A 20521-nucleotide genomic window follows, 5' to 3' on the forward strand; every position below is an offset into this window, starting at 1 on the left:
AAATGTCTGCGCAACCACTTCGCGACACGCCCGAGTTCGGGGGTCGGTGCTTCAACGAATTGAGGAACCCGGGAATGCCGGATTCAGTTCGTGTGAGGCGGCGCCAGGAATCCGCATGGAATCTGGACGGTGTCCATCGTCCGGAATACGAGCGGTTACTGCCAGAAGACGCCATACAGAGGGGCCCTTGGGGTCCCTACACAGGGAAGTACTTGAAGAAAGAGAGTCCGACAGATGGCGGGACAGAAAATCCGCATCCGGCTGAAGTCGTATGACCACGAGGTCATCGACTCTTCGGCTCGGAAGATTGTTGAGACGGTGACGCGCGCTGGTGCGACGGTTGTTGGCCCCGTGCCGCTGCCCACCGAGAAGAACGTGTACTGCGTAATCCGCTCGCCGCACAAGTACAAGGACAGCCGCGAGCACTTCGAGATGCGTACGCACAAGCGGCTGATCGACATCGTCGACCCCACGCCCAAGGCTGTTGACTCGCTCATGCGCTTGGACCTGCCGGCAGACGTGAACATCGAAATCAAGCTGTAAAGAGGATCGCATCCCAATGACTACCAAATTCGAGCGCCAGGTGAAGGGCCTGCTGGGCACCAAGCTTGGCATGACCCAGGTCTGGGACGAGAACGGCAAGTTTGTGCCGGTCACCGTCGTCAAGGCCGATTCCAATGTTGTCACCCAGCTGCGCGGTCAGGACACCGATGGTTACAACGCCATTCAGATCGGTTTCGGTGCGATTGACCCCCGCAAGGTAACCAAACCCCTCGTCGGACACTTCGAGAAGGCCGGGACCACTCCGCGCCGCCACCTCGTCGAGGTTCGCACCGCGGACGCCTCCGAGTACTCCCTCGGTCAGGAACTGTCCGTTGAGCTCTTCGAAGCCGGCCAGCGCGTCGACGTCGTGGGCAAGACCAAGGGCAAGGGCTTTGCAGGTGTTATGAAGCGTCACGGCTTCAAGGGCGTCGGTGCTTCGCACGGCCAGCACAAGAACCACCGCAAGCCGGGTTCCATCGGCGGCGCGTCCTATCCCGCCCGCGTATTCAAAGGAATGCGCATGGCTGGACGTATGGGCAACAACCGCCACACCACCCAGAACCTCACGATTCAGGGTGTCGACACCGAGAACAACGTCCTGCTGATCAAGGGTGCCATTCCTGGTCCCAAGGGCGGCGTCGTTCTGGTTCGCACCGCTGTGAAGGGAGCCTAACTCCAATGGCTACTGAAACCGTAAAGGTTGATCTGCCGGCCGATGTCTTCGGCGTCGAGCCCAACGAGGCTCTGATGCATCAGGTCGTCATCGCGCAGTTGGCCGCTGCCCGCCAGGGCACCCACAAGGCGAAGAACCGCGGCGAGGTCTCCGGTTCAGGCCGCAAGCCGTTCAAGCAGAAGGGTACCGGCCGCGCCCGCCAGGGTTCGGTCCGTATGCCGCAGCACACCGGCGGCGGCGTCGTGCACGGGCCTGTGCCGCGCAACTACTCGCAGCGCACGCCCAAGAAGATGAAGGCTGCTGCTCTGCGCAGTGCCCTCTCCGACCGCGCGAACCACGGCCGCATTCATGTGGTCAATTCGCTGGTCGCTGAGATCTCCACCAAGGCAGCCAAGGCCGCTTTGAGGGACTTGACCTCTCGCAAGAACGTGCTGGTTGTTATCGACCGCAAGGAAGATAACGCCGCCCTTTCCGTTCGCAACCTCGAGTTCGCCCACGTCCTGTACGCGGACCAGCTCAACACGTACGACGTGTTGCGCGCCGACGACGTGGTCTTCACGAAGGATGCCTACGACGTGTTTGTGGCAATCGCCAGCAAGGCTGGAAAGAACCAGGAGGACGCCAAGTGAGCGCCACCATCAAGGATCCCCGCGACGTCATCATTGCGCCTGTCGTCTCGGAGAAGAGCTACGGGCTGATCGACGAGGGCAAGTACACCTTCGAGGTCGACACTCGCTCGAACAAGTCGGAAATCAAGGATGCCGTTCAGCGTATCTTCGGCGTCAAGGTTTCCAACGTCAACACCATCAACCGTGCCGGCAAGCGGAAGCGCACGCGCTTCGGCTGGGGAGCCCGCAAGAGCACCAAGCGTGCGATTGTGACCCTGAGCGAAGGCACCATCGATATCTTCGGCGGTCCGCAGGCCTAGCGCCCGCGGAGACCACTTTAACGAGGAACTAAATTATGGCTATCCGTAAATACAAGCCGACAACGCCGGGCCGTCGTGGCTCGAGCGTTGCCGACTTCGCAGAAATCACGCGATCGACTCCCGAGAAGTCGTTGCTGCGCCCGCTGTCCAAGAGCGGCGGACGAAACAACAGCGGTCGCATCACGACCCGTCACAAGGGCGGTGGACACAAGCGGGCTTACCGTTTGATCGATTTCCGCCGTCACGACAAGGACGGTGTCGATGCTCGCGTCGCACACATCGAGTACGATCCCAACCGCACGGCGCGCATCGCGCTGCTGCACTATGTCGATGGCGCCAAGCGTTACATCATCGCGCCGAACCGCCTGAAGCAGGGCGACGTCGTCGAGTCCGGCCCCAACGCGGACATTAAGCCCGGCAACAACTTGCCGCTGCGCAACATCCCTGTTGGTACCGTGATCCACGCCGTTGAGCTCCGCCCCGGTGGCGGCGCCAAGCTGGCTCGTTCAGCCGGTGCTTCGGTCCAGCTGGTCGCGAAGGAAGGCAAGTACGGTCAGCTCCGTCTGCCCTCCGGCGAGATCCGCAACGTCGACGTCCGCTGCCGCGCAACCGTCGGTCAGGTCGGCAATGCCGAGCAGACCAACATCAGCTGGGGCAAGGCCGGCCGTAACCGCTGGAAGGGCATCCGCCCGACCGTTCGCGGCGTCGTCATGAACCCCGTCGATCACCCTCACGGTGGTGGCGAGGGCAAGACGTCCGGTGGTCGTCACCCCGTCAACCCGAACGGCAAGCCCGAGGGACGCACCCGTCGCCCCAATAAGGAAAGCGACAAACTCATTGTGCGTCGTCGTCGTACTGGCAAGAACAAGCGCTAAGGAGCCTGAAACATGCCTCGTAGTTTGAAGAAGGGCCCTTTCGTTGACCAGCACCTCTTCCTGAAGGTTGCCGCTCAGAACGATAAGGGTTCCAAGAACGTCATCAAGACGTGGTCCCGCCGCTCGATGATCGTCCCCGACATGCTCGGGCACACGATCGCCGTGCACGACGGACGCAAGCACGTACCCGTGTTCATCACCGAGTCGATGGTCGGGCACAAGCTCGGCGAATTCGCTCCCACGCGGACTTTCCGCGGCCATGTGAAGGACGACCGCAAGGGTAAGCGTCGCTAAGTCGGTTCCGACCGATTTGGCAGCGTGTAACTCTTCGGCAATAGACGAAAGAGAGATAGGCAATGGAAGCCAAGGCATCTGCGCGCTACGTTCGCGTGACGCCTATGAAGGCCCGGCGCGTCGTCAACCTGATTCGTGGCAAGCAGGCGAATGAGGCACTGGCGATTCTGAAGTTTGCCCCGCAGGGTGCTTCGGAACCGGTATTCAAGATTGTCGAGTCGGCAGTGGCCAACGCCCGCCAGCTCGCTGATCGCGATAGCGTCGCTTTCAAGGAAGAAGAACTCTTCATCAGTGAAGCGTTCGTCGACGAGGGCCCGACCATGAAGCGGTTCCAACCGCGAGCTCAGGGTCGTGCATACCGCATCAACAAGCGAACCAGCCACATCACCGTGGTTCTCGCTACCCCGGATAATGAGGAGGACCGCTAAGTGGGACAGAAAATTAACCCGCACGGATTCCGACTGGGGATCACTACGGACCACAAGTCGCACTGGTTCGCTGACTCCAACAAGGAAGGCCAGCGCTACAAGGACTTCATCCGCGAGGATGTGAAGATCCGTGAGCTCATGTCGAACGGCATGGAACGCGCAGGCATCGCCAACGTCGAGATCGAACGCACCCGTGATCGCGTCCGTGTGGATATCCACACTGCGCGCCCGGGCATTGTGATCGGTCGCCGCGGCGCCGAAGCCGACCGCATTCGCGGAGAGCTCGAAAAGCTCACCGGCAAGCAGATCCAGCTGAACATCCTCGAGGTCTCGAATCCCGAGGTCAACGCTCAGCTGGTGGCGCAGGGAGTTGCCGAGCAGCTCGCTTCTCGTGTGGCTTTCCGCCGCGCGATGAAGAAGGCCATCCAGTCCGCTCAGCGGGCTGGAGCCAAGGGCATCCGCATCCAGTGCGCTGGTCGTCTCGGCGGCGCCGAGATGTCCCGCTCGGAGTTCTACCGAGAGGGCCGCGTGCCCCTGCACACCCTCCGCGCAAACATCGACTACGGCTTCTTTGAAGCCAAGACCACTTTCGGTCGCATCGGTGTCAAGGTGTGGATCTACAAGGGTGATCTGACCGATAAGGAACTTGCTGCTCAGCAGGCCGCGCAGGGCAACCGCCGCGGCAACGATCGTCGCGGAGGCGGCGAGCGCCGTCGTCGCAACACCGCCGGTGGCGCAGGTCGTCGCGGTGGGCGCAACGAGCAGCAGAACAGCGCTTCGGAGGCCCCGGCCAACGAAGCCAAGACTGCAGAAAACGGTGAGGCATAAATGCTGATTCCCCGTCGCGTAAAATACCGCAAGCAGCACCACCCGAAGCGCAGCGGCGTCGCCAAGGGCGGCACCACCGTTTCGTTCGGTGAGTGGGGCGTTCAGGCGCTGGCACCCGCGTATGTGACTAACCGTCAGATCGAGGCTGCTCGTATCGCCATGACCCGCTACATCAAGCGTGGCGGTAAGGTCTGGATCAATATCTTCCCGGACCGTCCGCTGACCAAGAAGCCTGCCGAAACCCGCATGGGTTCCGGTAAGGGTTCGCCGGAGTGGTGGGTTGCCAACGTCAAGCCCGGTCGTGTCGTGTTCGAACTGGCCGGCGTGAGCGATGAAGTCGCCAAAGAGGCCTTGCGCCTGGCAATCCACAAGCTCCCCATGAAGGCACGCATTGTGCGTCGCGAAGGTGGTGAATAGAAATGGCAGTAGGATCCAAGGATCAGTCCATCGAGCAGCTGGCTGAATTGGACAACGGAGCTCTCACCGAGAAGCTGCGTTCGTCCAAGGAGGAGCTGTTCAACCTCCGTTTCCAGAAGGCCACCGGGCAGCTCCAGAATGCGGGCCGCTTCAAGGCTGTCAAGCGCGATATCGCGCGCATCTACACGGTGTTGCGTGAGCGCGAACTGGGCATCCGACCCGAGGCCGAGTCTTCGGACGATGCCTCTGACAAGAAGGCCGACAAGAAGGCTGCAAAGGCAGCGAAGAAGGCCGATACGGCTAGCGCTACCGAAGGTGATGCCAAGTGAGTGAACAGAAGACGGAAGAGCGTAATCTCCGCAAGACCCGTCGCGGCTATGTCGTCTCCGACAAGATGGACAAGACGGTCGTCGTCGAGGTCGAAGACCACGTGACCCACGGTCTGTACGGCAAGGTTATGCGTCGTAGCCACAAAGTGAAGGTGCACGACGAGCAGAACGCCGCCGGCGTTGGTGACCTCGTGCGCATTATGGAGACCCGTCCCATGTCCGCCAACAAGCGTTGGCGGATCGTGGACATCGTCGAGCGCGCCAAGTAAGGCACGCTGGGCGATCCGCTCCCACTGAAACCCCCTCCCGCTCCGCGCGGGAGGGGGTTTCTGCGTTAAATGGCCGGGCCAAGGGTTTCGCCGGTTTTCTTTTGGTCCTCGGGGCGAGTTCATGGAAACGCTTCCGACGGCTGCGGGCGCCTTCACACCGCCTCATCGGGCGTCGTCGGGCTGCCGAGGGGAGACTCGCGCACGCGTTGGTCTCGATGTCCTGCCGCACCGCGCCTCGGGCGTGGGGGGTACCCGATGGAGCACTGTCTACCCCCCCATGAGGGGATGCTTAAATCCCCACCTAACGACGGATACCACCCCCTTAACCAGATAAACGCCACTCGACAGCGAGCTCCGGATGCGCACGACGTCGCCCCCCCGCGAGGTGGCAAGGCCGTGGGGTGTACCCGGCGATGTGACAACCCTGTACGCTCGACAGCCTGCGGCGGCAGCACCGTGTGTATTCGGCGTCGATTCATACACAAAGCGGCCACCTTGGTACTCCGCCTGCGACCCGCGAATCTCGACGCTAGGTGGGCCCCTTCAATCCACATGCCTCGTTCATCGGCCGAAGAGGTGTATCAGACCGTCGAGGATTCCCTCGGACGAGGAATATATATGGTTCGCGGTAGACGGGAGATGACGGCGTCGATGACAGTCGTGACGGCTGTCCAGAATTCGCCGTTGCGCTTGAGCCAATGAGCCGGGATCAAGCGCCCTTCGGGTGTGCGGCCCCATTCGTCCAAGCCAGGTGTGCAATGACAAAGACCGCGAGAAGACAGTAAAATGAGGGTTGCCATATCGGGGGATAAGGGAACAGTTAATAATGAATCGCTTGGCGCGTCGGCGTGATCGGAATGTCCGGAATCTGTTGAGGGCGTTCGTTGCCCTGGTGGTCGCGGTGACAACCATGGCGTGCCTCAGCGGGTGCGGTGTTTTCGCATCGAGTGGGACCACCGAGCACGCGACGGAGCGGGTGATCAAGGACATCGACGAGGCCGAGGTGCGCGTACCGGAAAAGCCGAGCCGCGTCGTCGCACTCTCGGAACCCACCCTGGACGCCGCACTTGCGCTCGGCGTGACCCCCGTGGGCACGGTCTCCGGCCGAGGACAGAACTCCGTACCGGGCTATCTCGCCGACAAAGCCAAGGACATCCCCCTGGTCGGTGGGATCGGAGATCTGGACTACGAGAAGATCTCCAGCCTCAAACCGGACCTGATCATCGTGGACGGCACCAGCGTCAACAACCGGCCGGACGTCCTGGAGATCCTCCGGCAGATCGCCCCCTTGGTCTTCTGCGGTTACGCCGGCGGACCCTGGGAACTGAACTTCGATACCGCCGCCCGGGCGCTGAACCTGAAAAGCAAGGGCGAGGAGATCAAAGCTGCTTTCCGGGACAAGGTCGAGCAGGGGAAGTCCCGGCTCGCAGAGAAGTACGGGAACAAGACCTTCTCGATCGTGCGATGGCAGGGCAGCGGCCCGTCTCTGATCCTCAAGGAGCTTCCGGCGGGACAGGTTCTGGAGGGACTCGGGCTGAATCGGCCTCAATCCCAGGACCGTGAGGGGAGAGGACACTCGGATCCCGTCTCCCTGGAGAACCTCGCGACCATCGACGCGGATTACATGTTCTTCGGAACGCTCGGCGGTGCAAGCCAAGCCAACCCGCACTCCGGCTCGACCGCTGATCGGAACGGTGCGGCTCAGGCCCTCAGGACCGCCGAGAACACCTCGGGGTTCACCGACCTTTCCGCGTACAAGAACCACCACATCATCACCGTCGATGGATCCCGATGGACCTCCACCGGCGGCCCCTTGCTGATGAACGGCATCGTCGACGACGTCCTCGCCGAGCTCCCCTGAACCAAACCTCCGGTCGGAGCCGCCCCGGCGGCGTCGGGCCCTCCCTGTCAATGATCGAAGAAGAACTTCATAACCCATCATGAACATCGGAACCTCTCGCGACTTCACCCTCCCTCGCAGACGCACCAGAACAGCCCTCTCGCTCTTCCTCGCCGTGCTCCTGACCGTGACCGCTTGGCTGTTCCTCCCCGGCGCCTCGGCCGACGACGCGTCGAACAAGCAAACTGTCAGGACCAACGAACAGACCGCCGAAGTCTCCGGCCCCCGGACGGTCGAGGGTGCGGACAAGATCCGCGTCGAAGGCCGGGGCTGGACGAATTCCGTCGCCGGAGGGGCGCGGATCGCCGTGAAATACGACAAGGGAACCGTGTCGGTGGACGGCAAGAGCATCGTCAGCGAATTCGAGGCCGGTCCGGACGGAACCTTCTCCGCCGAGCTGCCCTTCCCCACGACAAGGAATTCGGACAAGCCCTGGCTCCCCGGAACCGACCATACGATCCACTTCCTGAGCGGGAGCCTCAAAGACGGTGACAAGTCCCGCAACGCGGTGCTGAAGGTCACTGTCGCCGGAAAGGCGGACTCGCCCGCACCGGAGCTGCCGTGGGTCTCCGCGACGTCGACGCCGGAGTCAGGGGAGCCGGCAACCATCGAGGTCGCGCCGTTCACCACCGGGGAAGACGCGGCTCTGCACCTGGTCGGCAAGGGGTGGAAGACCGCGGACGGAAAGTCGGGATCCATTGTCTCGATCAAGGTCAACTATCAGTCAGCCTCCGGACGCATCGACCAATACGCCAGGGGCGACCAGGCAATCAGCGATCACTTGGCTTCCCTCGGAAAATCCAAGGACCCGACCTCCTGGGTCCTGCTTGTCCCGAAGGGCACGGTCACCGAGGACCCCGAGCACGGCTTGTACACGATCGACCCGATGGGCTCCTTCGACATCACCGTCAAGGCCCCTGAAGAACTGCGCCGTGCCACGACCGGGCAGTACCTGACCATCACCGCGCAGTCCGGCCGGAACCTGGACGGGGACGTGCAGCGTCGAGCGGTCACCGCGCCGATCCCCGTGAACGGGGAGGCGGCTCAGCCGATACAGGACATCTCGGACGTCCAATGCACCACAACGGCCAGACGTCCGACCGCACGGATAGAAAACAAGAATATCCCCCGTGGCGAGAAGCTCCACCTGGTCGGCGAGGGCTGGTGCAACCCCGGAGGCAAAACCGGGGCCCCGAAGGTCGCGGTGAAACTGGACGACGGCGCCATCTCACACTTGGACGAGAAAGTTCACTCCAACAAGACCATTTGGGCGCTCGTCGACCCCGATCCTGCCACCGGCGCCCTCGATGCATGGATCGATCTTCCGGACGGAACAGCCGCCACGTCCGCGCCCGCGTTCCCGGAAGGCGCCCACAGCTTACGTCTTCTGTCGGGGTCCCTTCGCCCGGGCGACCTCTCGGTGACCTTCGGTGGACGCGGTGCCCTCGACTTCACCCTGGGCGAGTACCGACCCAACGGAACGCCGCCGGCCCTTGGGCTCGACGAGCTCTCGGAGAGCTCACGCCAGGGTGTCCGAGTCAACCGTGAGGGCACACGGATCACGGTTGAGGTCCCCGGAGGGCAACCCGGGCAGTGGGTCCGGGCAACCCCCTACGCTGAGGGTGCGCCGCGCAACCCGTGGGGCAGTGGGTGGGTCCGTCTGGCCTCCGACCGCTCGTTGACTTACTCCCTGCCTGACGATGCCTCGCCGGGGGAGTATCGCCTCGTGGTCCAGAACGGTGAGAACGACGACTTCGGAAAACTCCTGGGGTGGGGCCGCTTGACGGTTCCCGAGAGCGACGGTGACTCACCCGCCGCTGCCGGCCTTGATCACGGCAACCGTACCCACGGTTCGACGCCGCGCCGTCAGCCACGGGCGTTCGCGGCACGGGCTTTGGACGACCATTCCCGTTCGGGGCAGACGAGCGCCTCCACTGCGGCCCCCGTGGACCCGGCGGCCGTGCGGGAGATGACGACTCTGGGGCGGCTCCAGGACCAGATGCCGCGCCACGCCCGCGTTCTCCGAGTTTCAGGTCTGCCCGCGCATTCCTCGCGGATTCCCGCCCAGCGTCCAGCCAAACGCGTTGCGGCCCCGCCCCAGGAATCTCCGAAGGCTTCTCATCACACCGCGCGACCCTTGGCCTCCCCCTCGTCCCGGGGCCAAGTGCGGAATCCACAGGACCAGGAATCTCAGGAGACCAGTGAGGCCGGACAGGAAGCAAAGTTCCGACAAAAAGTCTTCACCTGGAACAACGTGCTGCTCGCGCTCGCCGGGGCACTGCTTCTGGCCGTGATTCTGTACTCGACTCGCAAGCCATCCGAGCCCTCCTCAGAGACTTCAGAGGAATAAGGAAGGAATCGAAACCATCATGATCACCTCGCACTTCCATCGGTCACTCACGGTCCTTTGGGCCGTGGTGGTGGTTCTTCTACTGGGGATCACGGCATCCTCCGCGCTTCCGCCGGGCGGCGCGAAAAGTAGCACGCAGGGAACCTCGTCCTCTGTCTCACCGCGCACACTCAAGGCCGGTGACACCATCCACTTCACCCTGACCGGGTTCCCAAAGAACGAGCAGGTCTACGTCAAGATCGACAACGGCGATGCGTGCCCCGCGGATGCGGCCCAGGGTGCGTGCGTCGTGCACCAGCAGAAATCGGACGGAAACGGGCGTGTGGACGGTTCGTTCGTCCTGCCGAAGGACCTGAAGGATGGCAAGCACACGCTCCGCTTCCTGGCCACGGAGCTCCTTCCGGGCAAGGGAAGCAAGGGTTTCACCAACATCAGCCCGGAATTCACCACGGCTGGGGTCAACCAGAACTCCTCGGGAGGTCACCGTTATAACGTCACGTCAGAGGAAATCCTCTCCAGCGGCACACGGCAAGATGCCGGATCCGGCGATCACGCGGAGAATCGAGGCGGCAACGGCAGCGGATCGCCAGGGGGCGGGCAACAAGCGAATGCCGGCCAGCCCGGGGAACAGGCCGGGGGAGCCGGTGAGAGCGGACAGGGAAACGAAACGATCGAGTATGTGGACGCCGAGGGCCGCCCGATCTCCAAGGAGGAATACGACCGGCTGATGGCCGGCTCCTCGGAGACGGATGAGGCGACCGGCTCGGAGTATCGCGACGGCGCAGAGAACAAGGAAGGGGAGAACGGAAAGAGCGAGGACACCAAGGACAAATCGAAGCGCAAGGCCACGGCGAGTCCTCGTGCCACCTCCAAGGATTCAGGGGGCCACGCCGAGAAGACCTCCGCCGAGACCAAGGGCGACTCCGTGGAATTCCCTTGGGTCGGCACCATCGTCTTCGCCATCATGGCCCTGATTGCCGCGATCGTCTGGTACATGCGACGACGTCGTACCGCCACAGAGGAGTCCTAGGCGGCGATGCGAGGTGATCTCTGCTCTCGCCGCCATGCCGCGGAGGGCGGACCCGTGACGGCGCCGGCCGGGTACCACCGTTCGCTGGGTAGGGTCACGTGGTGCGGACTCTTTGGGCTCTGCACGGTGGCGGTCGTTCTGGCCTCGCTGCGCTTCGGATCCAACGGGCTGACCGGCTCCGACGTCGCTGAGGTCTTCCGCGGTACGGGTTCGGCTACTGCCCGCACCATCGTGATTGAACAGCGGATTCCCCGTACTCTTCTGGGTCTCCTCTGCGGTGCAGCCCTGGGCGTCGCGGGCTCCCTGATGCAGTCACTGACACGCAATCCTCTGGCCGAGCCCGGCCTGATGGGAATCAACTCGGGGGCGTCCGTCGCCGTCGTGCTCTCCGTGGTGTTGTTCGGGCCGCAGAGCATCCACGTCTACATGCTCGCGGCATTGGTGGGGGCGGCCGTGGCCGGCACTGGGGTTTTCGTCTTGGGTCGTGGGGAAACGGGTTCGGTTGTCCGGCTTGCGCTCGCAGGTGTTGCCCTCTCCGCCGCCCTGATGGCGGTCAATCAGGCGTTGGTTCTGTCCAATCGGGACGCGTTCGACGAATTCAGGCTGTGGGTCGCAGGGTCCCTCGAGGGGAGGGACATAACGATCGTGGAGTCGGTCGGCCCCATGATCGCGCTGGGACTGATCCTCGCTGTTGCCGTGGCACCTTCAATCAACGCGTTGGCCCTCGGAGAAGAATCCGGTGTTGCACTCGGTGTTCGCCTCGCCAGGACACAGACGATCACCCTGGTATCCGTGGCCCTGCTGACGGGAGCGGCCACCGCGGCCATGGGACCGGTGGCCTTTGTAGGGCTGGCGGTTCCGTTCGTGGTCCGTCGAGCGCTGGGCAACGACATCCGCTGGGTCAACGGGGGCTCCCTCCTTCTGGGGCCTGCGTGGTTGCTGGCTGCTGACATCCTGGCTCGTATCGTCATCGCCCCGGAAGAAACACAAGTGGGGATCATTGCGACCCTGGCCGGAGGCCCGCTGTTCATGGCCATGATGGCCGGCCGGCAGGTGAGGTCGCTGTGAGTACGGGAACTGATCGTCCGTCGAGGTCCAAGGCGCCGCTTCGGAAGGACTTGTCCGGCCGATCTGTTCTGGCGGTGAGGCGTGGCATCAGTGCGGACATTCCGGTCCGCCGGTTGATCGTGCACCTGATCCTCATGCTGATACTGGGAGCGGTCTCGGCCTGGGCCATGATGCAGGGCGAACGGAACTTAGACCTCTCGGGCGTCTATGAGGCGCTCATGGGTAGGGGAGACCGGCTCGATGTCTACTTCGTGAATCAGGTCCGTCTGCCCCGGGTGGTCACCGCGATCGCGGTCGGCTCCGCACTGGGCCTCTCGGGGGCCGTCTTCCAAGTCCTCTCCGGAAATGCCCTGGGCAGCCCCGACATCATCGGCTTCACCCACGGTGCGGCCACAGGGGCGCTGTTGCAGATACTCGTTCTCGACGCCGATCCACTGGGCGTTGCCTTTGGGGCGATCCTCGGCGGATTCGGTACGGCCCTCGTGGTGTATCTACTGACTCGGCACACCGGGTTGCGGGGATATCGACTCGTTCTGATCGGAATAGGCACCGGTGCCACGTTGGGGGCGATCAACTCGCTCCTGGTCGTTCGGGCTTCGTTGACGCAGGCGCAGACCGCTGCCTCCTGGCTCGCGGGTTCTTTGAACACCATGAATTGGTCCAAGACCCTCCTGATCGCAACCGGCCTGCTGGCTCTGACCCCGCTGCTGATGAAGGCCTCCAGGCCGCTGGCCATGCTGCGGTTCGGCGACCAGATTGCCGCGGGGAGAGGGGTACGGGTCAACACGTGGCGAGTGACCGGCATGTTCGTGGGTGTTCTTCTGGTCAGTCTTGCCACCGCTATTACTGGTCCGCTGGCCTTTGTCGCGCTGTCAGCCCCGCACATCGGGCGCACCCTCGCCCCCTCTCGCGGCGCGGGGCTGATCACCACGGCGCTCGTGGGGTCGGTCATTGTCCTCTGCGCGGACGTGATAGGCCAGTATCTTTTGCCAGTCTCGCTCAATGCGGGCGTGGTGACCGGTGCTTTGGGTGGGCTGTATCTGGTGTATCTGATCATCGTGGAGCGGAGGAGAGCGTGAGCAGCACGAATACCTGGCGGAGCAACTTGTACGCGGAGGGTATCACCGTGGGCTACGGCCAGGATGCGGTGTTGCCGGGCATTGACTTCGAGGTTCCCGACGGCGAGCTGACCGTGATCCTGGGGCCGAATGCCTGCGGCAAATCCACTCTGCTCAAGACGCTGGCGCGGGTGCTGACCCCGTCTGCGGGGAAGATCTTCCTGCACGGGGTCCCCATGGAAAAGAGTCGAACCAAGGACATTGCCAGGGTTATGGCGATGCTGCCGCAATCACCTGAAGCCCCCTCGGGACTGTGCGTGGCCGACGTCGTCGCTCGCGGTCGATACCCGCATCAGTCCCTCCTGAGGGCGTGGACCGATGAGGACGAACGCGCGTGCCTGGAGGCGATGACCGCTGCGGATGTCCTGCCTCTCAGAGAGCGGCCGTTGGAAGCGCTTTCCGGCGGCCAGCGCCAACGGGTGTGGATCGCGATGACATTGGCTCAGGACACGCCTCTGATCTTGCTGGATGAGCCCACCACCTATTTGGACATCACTCATCAGATCGAGGTGCTCAATCTGACGCGGCGGCTCCACCGGTCCGGCCGAACGATCGTCATGGTCCTCCACGACCTCAACCTCGCATTCAGGTACGCGACTCGGGTGGTCATGATGCGGGACGGAAGGATCATCTCTCAAGGAAACCCCCGCGAGATTGTGGATGCCGAGCTGGTTGACCAGGTATTCGGCCTCGATGCCTTTGTGACGAGGGATCCCGTGACCGGCGCGCCCATGGTCGTCCCCGCCGAAAGTACTTTCCAAGGGTAACTAAGGTTACCGTGAATAGAAGAATAGGCTAACTTTAACACGTACCAAGGGTTGCCGTTGTGGCAATAGGGATCGGCCGCGTGAACGTGGCTCGTATCGGTGTCCATTCCGGCGGCTCGTGGACATCAATCGCATCCAGAGAAATATGAGGATCACTATGTTTTCCTACAACAACTTTCGTCCTCGAGGGATCAGGGCATGGGCTGTGGTCACCGCGGCAACGGCGCTGACCTTCGCTGGTACGCTCACGGCGGCCCAGGCCGAGGGGGAGAGTTCCCCAGGAGCTCCGCTTCACGATTCCTCCGCGGCAGCGTGCGAGTTCCGCACCTTCGACGTCCGCGCTGAGCAGACCCAGGGCCTGCCGGGCCAGTATCAGCTCGCCTATTCGAAGAAGAATGACGCTCTTTGGGCCACCGGCACGGTCCTCGGAGGGGCAAGTACCACTGCAACTCTCGCCCGGATCGACCCACAGACCATGAAGATCGAGAAGACCGTCGCCCTGGACACTGTTCCCTATATTCCAAAGGGCGGGAAGGAGGCCGCCGGTGTCCAGCTCAAGGGCCCCTTCGGGATCGACGTGGACGAGGTGAATAACACCGTATGGGTGACCAACACCGTCGCGAACGAGGTCACCGCCTATGACCAGGCTACTTTGAAGGAGGTGTTCTCCACTTCCAAGATCTCGGCCGAAGATCGCGCGAAAATCGAATTTGCCCATCCCCGGGAGGTCCGTATTGCTGACGGAAAGGCCTTCGTGGGTGTGCGTGGCTCCGTGGTGGTCTTCGACACGAAGACGTACGCGTTCCTGCAGAAGATCAACGTGGCCGATGCCGAGGACAAGACCACCGCCGTGATGAACATGTCGGTGGACGAGTCCGAAGGGAAGGCATACTTTCCCGTTCGCATGAGGGATGAGGTCAAGGTCTACGATTTGAAAGACCTGTCGCATCCGGTTCAAGTGATCAAGCTTCACAAGAAGGACCCCGACGCCAATCTCTACGCATCCGATGTTGCCGTCGACCAATCCCTGAACGAAATCTACGTCTCGTCCCAGGGCGAGAAGGGGAAGAACTCCGGCGTAGGCGTATACGACAAGACCACCGGTGAGTTCAAGGCGTGGATCGATCTCGGCGGGAGGGCCTTGTCTCTGGACGCCGATGAGGCCAACGACGTCGTCTATCTCACGGATTTCGATGGCAACTCTCCTGACAAGGGTGTTTATGTGATCGACGGCCGCACTCACACGGTTGCCGCCACCGTCGCCAAGAACTCCATGGGCGCTCCCTTCGGCGTCAATGATGTGGTTGTGACTCCGAAGGGCGTGTTCGCCGTCGACAAGGGTGGGGCGTATAAGAACGCGGAGGTGCCCTTCACCATCGACTACCGCACTGGAGAATTCACCACCTCGTCGACGTCCGTCAAAGGTGTGCAAAACAAAGCCCCTGAGGGTGCACCCGCCGATTGGCAACCCGCCGAACCGACCCCAATCAACGCGGACACTCTCCTCAAACTGACGACGACGCCGACAGGCGCGGTCAAGGGCCAGAATAAGACCGCTTCGGGTGCCGAGACCCAAGTGAAGACCGTCGAGTCCAAGCAGGATCCGGAGGCGAAGGTCACCGGCGCTACTGTGGTCTCCGAGGGTCAGAGCATCAAGGTCTCGGGGACGGGATGGAAGTACCCGAATGGATCGGAAGGTTCCAAGGTGGCCGTCAAGTACGACAAGGGCACGGTCTCCATCAATGGTGACCCCGTAATTGCCACCGTCGAAGCAGATCATCAGGGGAACTGGGAGCTGAGCCTGCCGTATCCGACGACCGGGAATTCCAGTGTCAAGGAAGGCGCGTGGGGCCCTGGAACAACACACACCCTCTCTTTCCTGTCGGGTTCTCTCAAGGACGGTGACGTGAGTCGTGGTGCGAACCTCGAGATCACCGTCGCTCAACAGACGTGGGATGCTCCGGAGGCGTTGCGCATTACCCCGACGACGAAGGATTTCCAGGGATACGGGCCCCTGGTTGGCCCGAGAGTCGGGGACGCTGTGACTGCTCCGGGTGAGCCGGGCAAGCAAGATCCGTCACCAACCCCGAGCCCTTCGGCTCCGGAAAATCCGCAGGCCCCCGGTACTGACAATGGGGGCAAGGGTTCCGACGAACAGGTCCCTGGTGGCGCCAAGGATGACAAGGGCCCTGGCGGGCAGGACCCCGGAACTCGCATCGGGGACAAGGGTTCGGGTGAACATGCTCCCGGAGAATCGGACGGTGGGACCGGAATGGATGGTGGCATGAAGGGCGGCCAGGAAAACACCGCCACGGAAGGCTCCGCTGTTGCCGGTGAAGGCCGGGAGAAGTCTCCGGAAAGCTCAGAGCACCACGGTGAGGCCGGAGACGGTGTGGCCAGCAACGGCACGGGCGGCAACGGAACGAACGGCAACGGCCCGGTCGTAGGAGCCTCGGGCTCTCAGAGCCAGAACGCGGCGAACGGCTCGGATGCGAACTCACAGACTCCGGCCTCGTCGAAGGGCTATGCACAGGCCGGACAGCCCGGACTGGCCCACACCGGTGCCGGGAAGCTCATGTGGCTTGCCGGTGCTGGTGCGGCGGCAACGGCTGCCGGCGTCGCGGTTGTGACCCTTCGTCGCAAGAGGGCGCACTGAACGGTAACGCAATGAGCGCTCATCGAGCAGCGCCTTGACCCTCAAACGGGCCGGGCCGAGGCCGATCCTCGCGATCAGCCTCGGCCCCGACCCGTTTCCACGGTGGGCGTGATGAACGTCAAGTCCATTCCGTCCTCTAGCCCCCGGTGGCCCTACCCTGAGGAAAACCCCTGTGGTAGCCTTGATTACTTGTGTGGGTCCACTCGGCCTGCGCGCAACCACGGATTTTTCGTGCCAGTGCATAATGCCGCTGTCAACGGGTGCATGCGCCCGCCATCGAAGCGGGACCAGATGTTCCTGGCATGGACTGTCCCAGGCGCAACCGCCAACTTCCATTCCTGATGAAATGGCAGACCGGTGCGTCAATCATCCCGAACACAGTGTTCCGCAAGGCCCACGTCGCGTCAGTCAGAGATCTTCTGACGGCGTCGTGAGAACCGGCGAGACGACAGGAGTATTCAGTGATTCAGCAAGAGTCACGGCTCAAGGTCGCCGATAACACGGGAGCCAAGGAAATCCTTGCTATCCGTATTCTCGGTGGATCTGGCCGTCGCTACGCAGGTATTGGCGACATCATCGTCGCCACCGTCAAGGACGCAATTCCTGGCGGTAACGTCAAGAAGGGTGACGTCGTCAAAGCCGTCATCGTTCGTACCAAGAAGGAGACCCGTCGTGCAGACGGCTCCTACATCAAGTTCGACGAGAACTCGGCAGTGATCCTCAAGAACACCGACGGCGAGCCCCGCGGTACCCGTATTTTCGGGCCGGTTGGGCGCGAGCTGCGCGACAAGCGGTTCATGAAGATTATCTCGCTTGCTCCGGAGGTGCTCTAACTCATGGCTAAGATCAAGAGCGGTGACCTGGTACAGGTCATTTCTGGTTCCGAAAAGGGCAAGCAGGGCAAGGTCCTGAAGGTATTCCCGGAGACCAACCGTGTCCTCATCGAGGGCGTCAAGGTTGTAACCAAGCACACCAAGGCCAACCCCAACACCGGTGAAGGTGGCGGCATTCAGAAGGTCGAGGCCCCGATCCACGTGTCCAACGTCGCGATCGTCGATCCCGAGACCAAGAAGCCCAGCCGCGTTGGCTACCGCGAAGAGACCGTAGAGCGTGACGGACGTAACCGCACCGTTCGCGTGCGCGTGTCCAAGAGCTCGGGTAAGGACCTCTAATGACCGAAACCAAGATCACTCCCAGCCTCAAGACCAAGTTCAAGGACGAGGTCGTTCCGGCGCTGCAGGAACAGTTCAACTACGGCAACCCCATGCAGTCGCCGAAGCTCGTCAAGGTCGTCGTCAATATGGGCGTCGGAGAAGCTGCACGCGACTCCAAGCTCATCGATTCGGCCGTGCGCGACCTGACCCTCATCACGGGCCAGAAGCCTCAGGTGACCCGCGCCAAGAAGTCGATCGCACAGTTCAAGCTGCGCGAAGGCCAGCCCATCGGCTGCCACACGACTCTTCGCGGAGACCGTATGTGGGAATTCCTTGATCGTCTGATTTCCCTGGCTCTTCCCCGAATCCGCGACTTCCGCGGACTCTCGGATCGCCAGTTCGACGGCAACGGTAACTACACTTTCGGCTTGACCGAGCAGTCCATGTTCCACGAGATCGATCAGGATGCGATCGACCGTGTGCGCGGCATGGACATCACCGTGGTCACCACCGCCAAGACCGACGACGAGGGACGCGCGCTGCTCCGCCAGCTCGGTTTCCCGTTCAAGACCAACTAACTGCTACGTTTCAGGTCCGCTTCCGGTCTTCCGGAGAGCGGAAACCGTAACGAGGAAGGGCAAGTGCCCACATGACCATGACAGATCCTGTCGCAGATATGCTTACGCGTCTGCGCAACGCCAATTCGGCACACCACGATTCCGTGTCCATGCCGTACTCAAAGCTCAAGGCCCGGATCGCTGACATCCTCAAGGCCGAGGGTTACATCAAGGACTGGCACGAGGAAGAGGCAGAGGTCGGCAAGACCCTCGCTCTCGACCTCAAATTCGGTCCGAACCGCGAATCCTCCATTGTTGGAGTTCGTCGTATTTCCAAGCCGGGCCTGCGCGTTTACGCGAAGTCCACCAACCTGCCTCAGGTACTTGGTGGCCTCGGCATCGCCATCCTGTCCACGTCTTCGGGGCTGCTTACCGACAAGCAGGCCTCCAAGAAGGGCGTGGGCGGCGAAGTCCTGGCATACGTCTGGTAGTCGGTCACAAGAGAAAGGAAGAGAAGAATGTCACGTATTGGACGTCTCCCCATCTCGGTGCCGGCTGGTGTTGAGGTAAAGATCGACGGCTCCCTCGTGAGCGTCAAGGGTCCCAAGGGAGAACTCTCCCAAGAGATCGCTTCGCCGATCACCGTCTCCCTCGATGGAGATACCCTCACAGTCAACCGTCCCGACGACGAACGCGAGTCTCGTTCGCTGCACGGCCTGAGCCGTACGCTGATCAATAACATGATCATCGGCGTCTCCGAGGGTTACAGCAAGAAGCTCGAGATCGTCGGCACCGGTTACCGCGTGCTGGCCAAAGGCTCCGACCTGGAATTCGCGCTGGGCTACAGCCACCCCGTTTCGGTGAAGGCTCCGGAAGGAATCACTTTCACCGTGGAGGGCAACAACAAGCTCACCGTTTCCGGTATTCACAAGCAGCAGGTCGGCCAGGTGGCCTCCAACATTCGAAGCCTCCGCGCGCCCGACCCCTACAAGGGCAAGGGTGTTCGCTACGAGGGCGAGCAGATCCGCCGCAAGGTCGGAAAGGCTGGTAAATAAACATGGCTAATAAGACGAAGTTCGCTGCTCGCAAGCGTCGCCACACGCGCGTTCGCAAGCACGTCTCCGGTACCGCCGCGCGTCCCCGTCTCTCGGTATTCCGTTCGACCAAGCACATGTTCGTGCAGGTCATTGACGATACTCAGGGCAACACGTTGGCCTCGGCATCCACCCTGGAAGCCGAGTTGCGTTCCGCAACCGATATGGACAAGACCGCCAAGGCCAAGCGCGTTGGCGAGCTGGTCGCCGAGCGTGCCAAGGCCGCCGGCGTCGAGTCCGTCGTATTCGATCGTGGCGGCAATAAGTACCACGGCCGTGTGGCCGCTGTTGCTGAAGGCGCCCGGGAAGGTGGGCTGGCACTGTGAGCGAGCAGACCGCAAACGAAAAGGAAAATCAGGTGGCAGAGAACAACGCTGCAACTGAGAACTCCGAGAAAGACAACTCCTCGAAGCGCGACGACCGTCGCGGCGGCAACCGCGGTGAGCGCGGCGGCCGTGGTCGCAATGACCGCAACGATCGTGGTGGCCGCGGTGGACGCGGTGGCCGCGATGAGGAGAAGGACAAGTACATCGAGCGCGTTGTCACCATCAACCGTGTCTCGAAGGTCGTCAAGGGCGGCCGTCGCTTCAGCTTCACCGCACTCGTCGTCGTAGGCGACGGGCAAGGTTTGGTCGGCGTCGGCTACGGCAAGGCCAAGGAAGTTCCCTCGGCCATTGCCAAGGGCGTTGAAGAAGCCAAGAAGAACTTCTTCCGCGTTCCCCGCGTCGAGGACCGCACCATCCCGCACCGTGTGCAGGGTGAAGCGGCCGCTGGCGTTGTCATGCTCCGCCCCGCTACGGCCGGTACCGGTGTTATCGCCGGTGGCCCGGTGCGTGCGGTACTCGAGTGCGCTGGCATCCACGACGTGCTGTCCAAGTCCCTCGGTTCCACGAACCAGATCAACATCGTGCACGGGACCATTGAGGCCCTGCGTCAGCTGGAAGAGCCCGTTGCCGTTGCAGCCCGCCGTGGTCTGCCGAACGACGAGGTCATCCCCAGCTACCTCATGCGCGATGAGAAGGCAGGTGCGTAATGTCCGGTAAGCGTATTCAGCCCAGCGATTCCAAGCTGGAGATCACGCAAATGAAGTCCTACGTTGGCCAGAAGCAGAATATGCGCGACACTCTGCGCTCACTGGGACTCAAGCGTCCGGGCAACAAAGTTGTCCGCACCGCCGATCCGGTGACCTGCGGTATGGTCAACACCGTCGCTCACCTCGTGAAGGTTGAGGAGGTCAAGTAAA

The 20521-nt window shown here is 62.4% G+C and carries 27 protein-coding genes; all 27 read left to right on the forward strand.

The window, feature by feature from the left end:
* Positions 1 to 234 precede the first annotated feature (234 nt).
* Entirely contained in the window at positions 235 to 543 is a 309-nt protein-coding gene (gene rpsJ, locus EWV35_RS01810) for a 30S ribosomal protein S10 (protein ID WP_030015043.1), read from the forward strand.
* A gap of 16 nt (positions 544 to 559) precedes the next feature.
* Positions 560 to 1216: a 50S ribosomal protein L3 gene (gene rplC, locus EWV35_RS01815; protein ID WP_129359315.1), complete on the forward strand. Its 657-nt coding sequence runs from the start codon at positions 560 to 562 to the stop codon at positions 1214 to 1216.
* A gap of 5 nt (positions 1217 to 1221) precedes the next feature.
* Positions 1222 to 1845: a 50S ribosomal protein L4 gene (gene rplD / locus EWV35_RS01820; RefSeq protein WP_129657620.1), complete on the forward strand. Its 624-nt coding sequence runs from the start codon at positions 1222 to 1224 to the stop codon at positions 1843 to 1845.
* Positions 1842 to 2144, forward strand: a complete 303-nt coding sequence (gene rplW / locus EWV35_RS01825) for a 50S ribosomal protein L23 (protein WP_129359319.1) — start codon at positions 1842 to 1844, stop codon at positions 2142 to 2144. Before rplD ends, rplW begins: the two co-directional genes overlap by 4 nt.
* Before the next feature lie 35 nt (positions 2145 to 2179).
* A complete protein-coding gene (gene rplB / locus EWV35_RS01830) occupies positions 2180 to 3019 on the forward strand; it encodes a 50S ribosomal protein L2 (protein WP_129657622.1) in 840 nt (279 codons plus the stop codon).
* A 12-nt stretch (positions 3020 to 3031) separates the two neighbouring features.
* Positions 3032 to 3313 carry a 30S ribosomal protein S19 gene (gene rpsS / locus EWV35_RS01835; RefSeq protein ID WP_030015038.1) on the forward strand — a complete coding sequence of 94 codons (282 nt, stop codon included), beginning with the start codon at positions 3032 to 3034 and terminating at the stop codon, positions 3311 to 3313.
* Between the two features lie 62 nt (positions 3314 to 3375).
* Positions 3376 to 3741, forward strand: a complete 366-nt coding sequence (rplV, locus tag EWV35_RS01840) for a 50S ribosomal protein L22 (RefSeq protein WP_129359323.1) — start codon at positions 3376 to 3378, stop codon at positions 3739 to 3741.
* A complete protein-coding gene (gene rpsC, locus EWV35_RS01845) occupies positions 3742 to 4569 on the forward strand; it encodes a 30S ribosomal protein S3 (RefSeq protein ID WP_129359325.1) in 828 nt (275 codons plus the stop codon). It begins immediately after the preceding gene.
* Positions 4570 to 4986 (forward strand): 50S ribosomal protein L16, encoded by a 417-nt coding sequence (gene rplP, locus EWV35_RS01850; protein ID WP_129359327.1) that lies wholly within the window; start codon positions 4570 to 4572, stop codon positions 4984 to 4986.
* A 2-nt stretch (positions 4987 to 4988) separates the two neighbouring features.
* Entirely contained in the window at positions 4989 to 5315 is a 327-nt protein-coding gene (gene rpmC, locus EWV35_RS01855) for a 50S ribosomal protein L29 (RefSeq protein WP_129359329.1), read from the forward strand.
* A complete protein-coding gene (gene rpsQ, locus EWV35_RS01860) occupies positions 5312 to 5584 on the forward strand; it encodes a 30S ribosomal protein S17 (protein WP_129359331.1) in 273 nt (90 codons plus the stop codon). Before rpmC ends, rpsQ begins: the two co-directional genes overlap by 4 nt.
* Before the next feature lie 552 nt (positions 5585 to 6136).
* Positions 6137 to 6286, forward strand: a complete 150-nt coding sequence (locus tag EWV35_RS13120) for a hypothetical protein (RefSeq protein ID WP_165168284.1) — start codon at positions 6137 to 6139, stop codon at positions 6284 to 6286.
* Between the two features lie 124 nt (positions 6287 to 6410).
* Positions 6411 to 7445, forward strand: a complete 1035-nt coding sequence (locus tag EWV35_RS01865) for an ABC transporter substrate-binding protein (protein WP_129657624.1) — start codon at positions 6411 to 6413, stop codon at positions 7443 to 7445.
* Between the two features lie 79 nt (positions 7446 to 7524).
* The gene (locus EWV35_RS01870) at positions 7525 to 9834 is read left to right on the forward strand and encodes a hypothetical protein (RefSeq protein ID WP_129657626.1); all 2310 of its coding nucleotides are present in this window, start codon (positions 7525 to 7527) and stop codon (positions 9832 to 9834) included.
* Between the two features lie 19 nt (positions 9835 to 9853).
* Positions 9854 to 10864 (forward strand): hypothetical protein, encoded by a 1011-nt coding sequence (locus EWV35_RS01875; RefSeq protein ID WP_129657628.1) that lies wholly within the window; start codon positions 9854 to 9856, stop codon positions 10862 to 10864.
* Between the two features lie 6 nt (positions 10865 to 10870).
* Positions 10871 to 11932, forward strand: a complete 1062-nt coding sequence (locus EWV35_RS01880) for a FecCD family ABC transporter permease (protein WP_129657630.1) — start codon at positions 10871 to 10873, stop codon at positions 11930 to 11932.
* A complete protein-coding gene (locus EWV35_RS01885; RefSeq protein ID WP_129657632.1) occupies positions 11929 to 13011 on the forward strand; it encodes a FecCD family ABC transporter permease in 1083 nt (360 codons plus the stop codon). The genes EWV35_RS01880 and EWV35_RS01885 overlap by 4 nt, the downstream gene beginning before the upstream one ends.
* Positions 13008 to 13817, forward strand: a complete 810-nt coding sequence (locus tag EWV35_RS01890; RefSeq protein ID WP_129657634.1) for an ABC transporter ATP-binding protein — start codon at positions 13008 to 13010, stop codon at positions 13815 to 13817. The genes EWV35_RS01885 and EWV35_RS01890 overlap by 4 nt, the downstream gene beginning before the upstream one ends.
* Positions 13818 to 13974: 157 nt before the next feature.
* Positions 13975 to 16473 carry a YncE family protein gene (locus tag EWV35_RS01895; RefSeq protein WP_129657637.1) on the forward strand — a complete coding sequence of 833 codons (2499 nt, stop codon included), beginning with the start codon at positions 13975 to 13977 and terminating at the stop codon, positions 16471 to 16473.
* Between the two features lie 461 nt (positions 16474 to 16934).
* Entirely contained in the window at positions 16935 to 17306 is a 372-nt protein-coding gene (rplN, locus tag EWV35_RS01900) for a 50S ribosomal protein L14 (RefSeq protein WP_129360087.1), read from the forward strand.
* 3 nt (positions 17307 to 17309) lie between these two features.
* Entirely contained in the window at positions 17310 to 17645 is a 336-nt protein-coding gene (gene rplX, locus EWV35_RS01905) for a 50S ribosomal protein L24 (RefSeq protein WP_129657639.1), read from the forward strand.
* On the forward strand, positions 17645 to 18205 hold the full coding sequence (gene rplE / locus EWV35_RS01910) for a 50S ribosomal protein L5 (RefSeq protein WP_129360085.1): 561 nt from the start codon (positions 17645 to 17647) through the stop codon (positions 18203 to 18205). The genes rplX and rplE overlap by 1 nt, the downstream gene beginning before the upstream one ends.
* Before the next feature lie 71 nt (positions 18206 to 18276).
* Positions 18277 to 18675: a 30S ribosomal protein S8 gene (gene rpsH, locus EWV35_RS01915; protein ID WP_129360084.1), complete on the forward strand. Its 399-nt coding sequence runs from the start codon at positions 18277 to 18279 to the stop codon at positions 18673 to 18675.
* Between the two features lie 27 nt (positions 18676 to 18702).
* Complete coding sequence (rplF, locus tag EWV35_RS01920) at positions 18703 to 19239, forward strand: 50S ribosomal protein L6 (protein ID WP_129657641.1); 537 nt, start codon at positions 18703 to 18705, stop codon at positions 19237 to 19239.
* 2 nt (positions 19240 to 19241) lie between these two features.
* Complete coding sequence (gene rplR / locus EWV35_RS01925) at positions 19242 to 19604, forward strand: 50S ribosomal protein L18 (RefSeq protein WP_129360082.1); 363 nt, start codon at positions 19242 to 19244, stop codon at positions 19602 to 19604.
* Positions 19601 to 20311, forward strand: a complete 711-nt coding sequence (rpsE, locus tag EWV35_RS01930) for a 30S ribosomal protein S5 (RefSeq protein WP_129360081.1) — start codon at positions 19601 to 19603, stop codon at positions 20309 to 20311. Before rplR ends, rpsE begins: the two co-directional genes overlap by 4 nt.
* Positions 20311 to 20520, forward strand: coding sequence for a 50S ribosomal protein L30 (gene rpmD / locus EWV35_RS01935; protein ID WP_129360080.1), 210 nt, complete (start codon positions 20311 to 20313; stop codon positions 20518 to 20520). The genes rpsE and rpmD overlap by 1 nt, the downstream gene beginning before the upstream one ends.
* Position 20521 lies beyond the last annotated feature (1 nt).

This window comes from Rothia uropygialis, assembly GCF_004137765.1.
Classification (GTDB): domain Bacteria; phylum Actinomycetota; class Actinomycetes; order Actinomycetales; family Micrococcaceae; genus Rothia.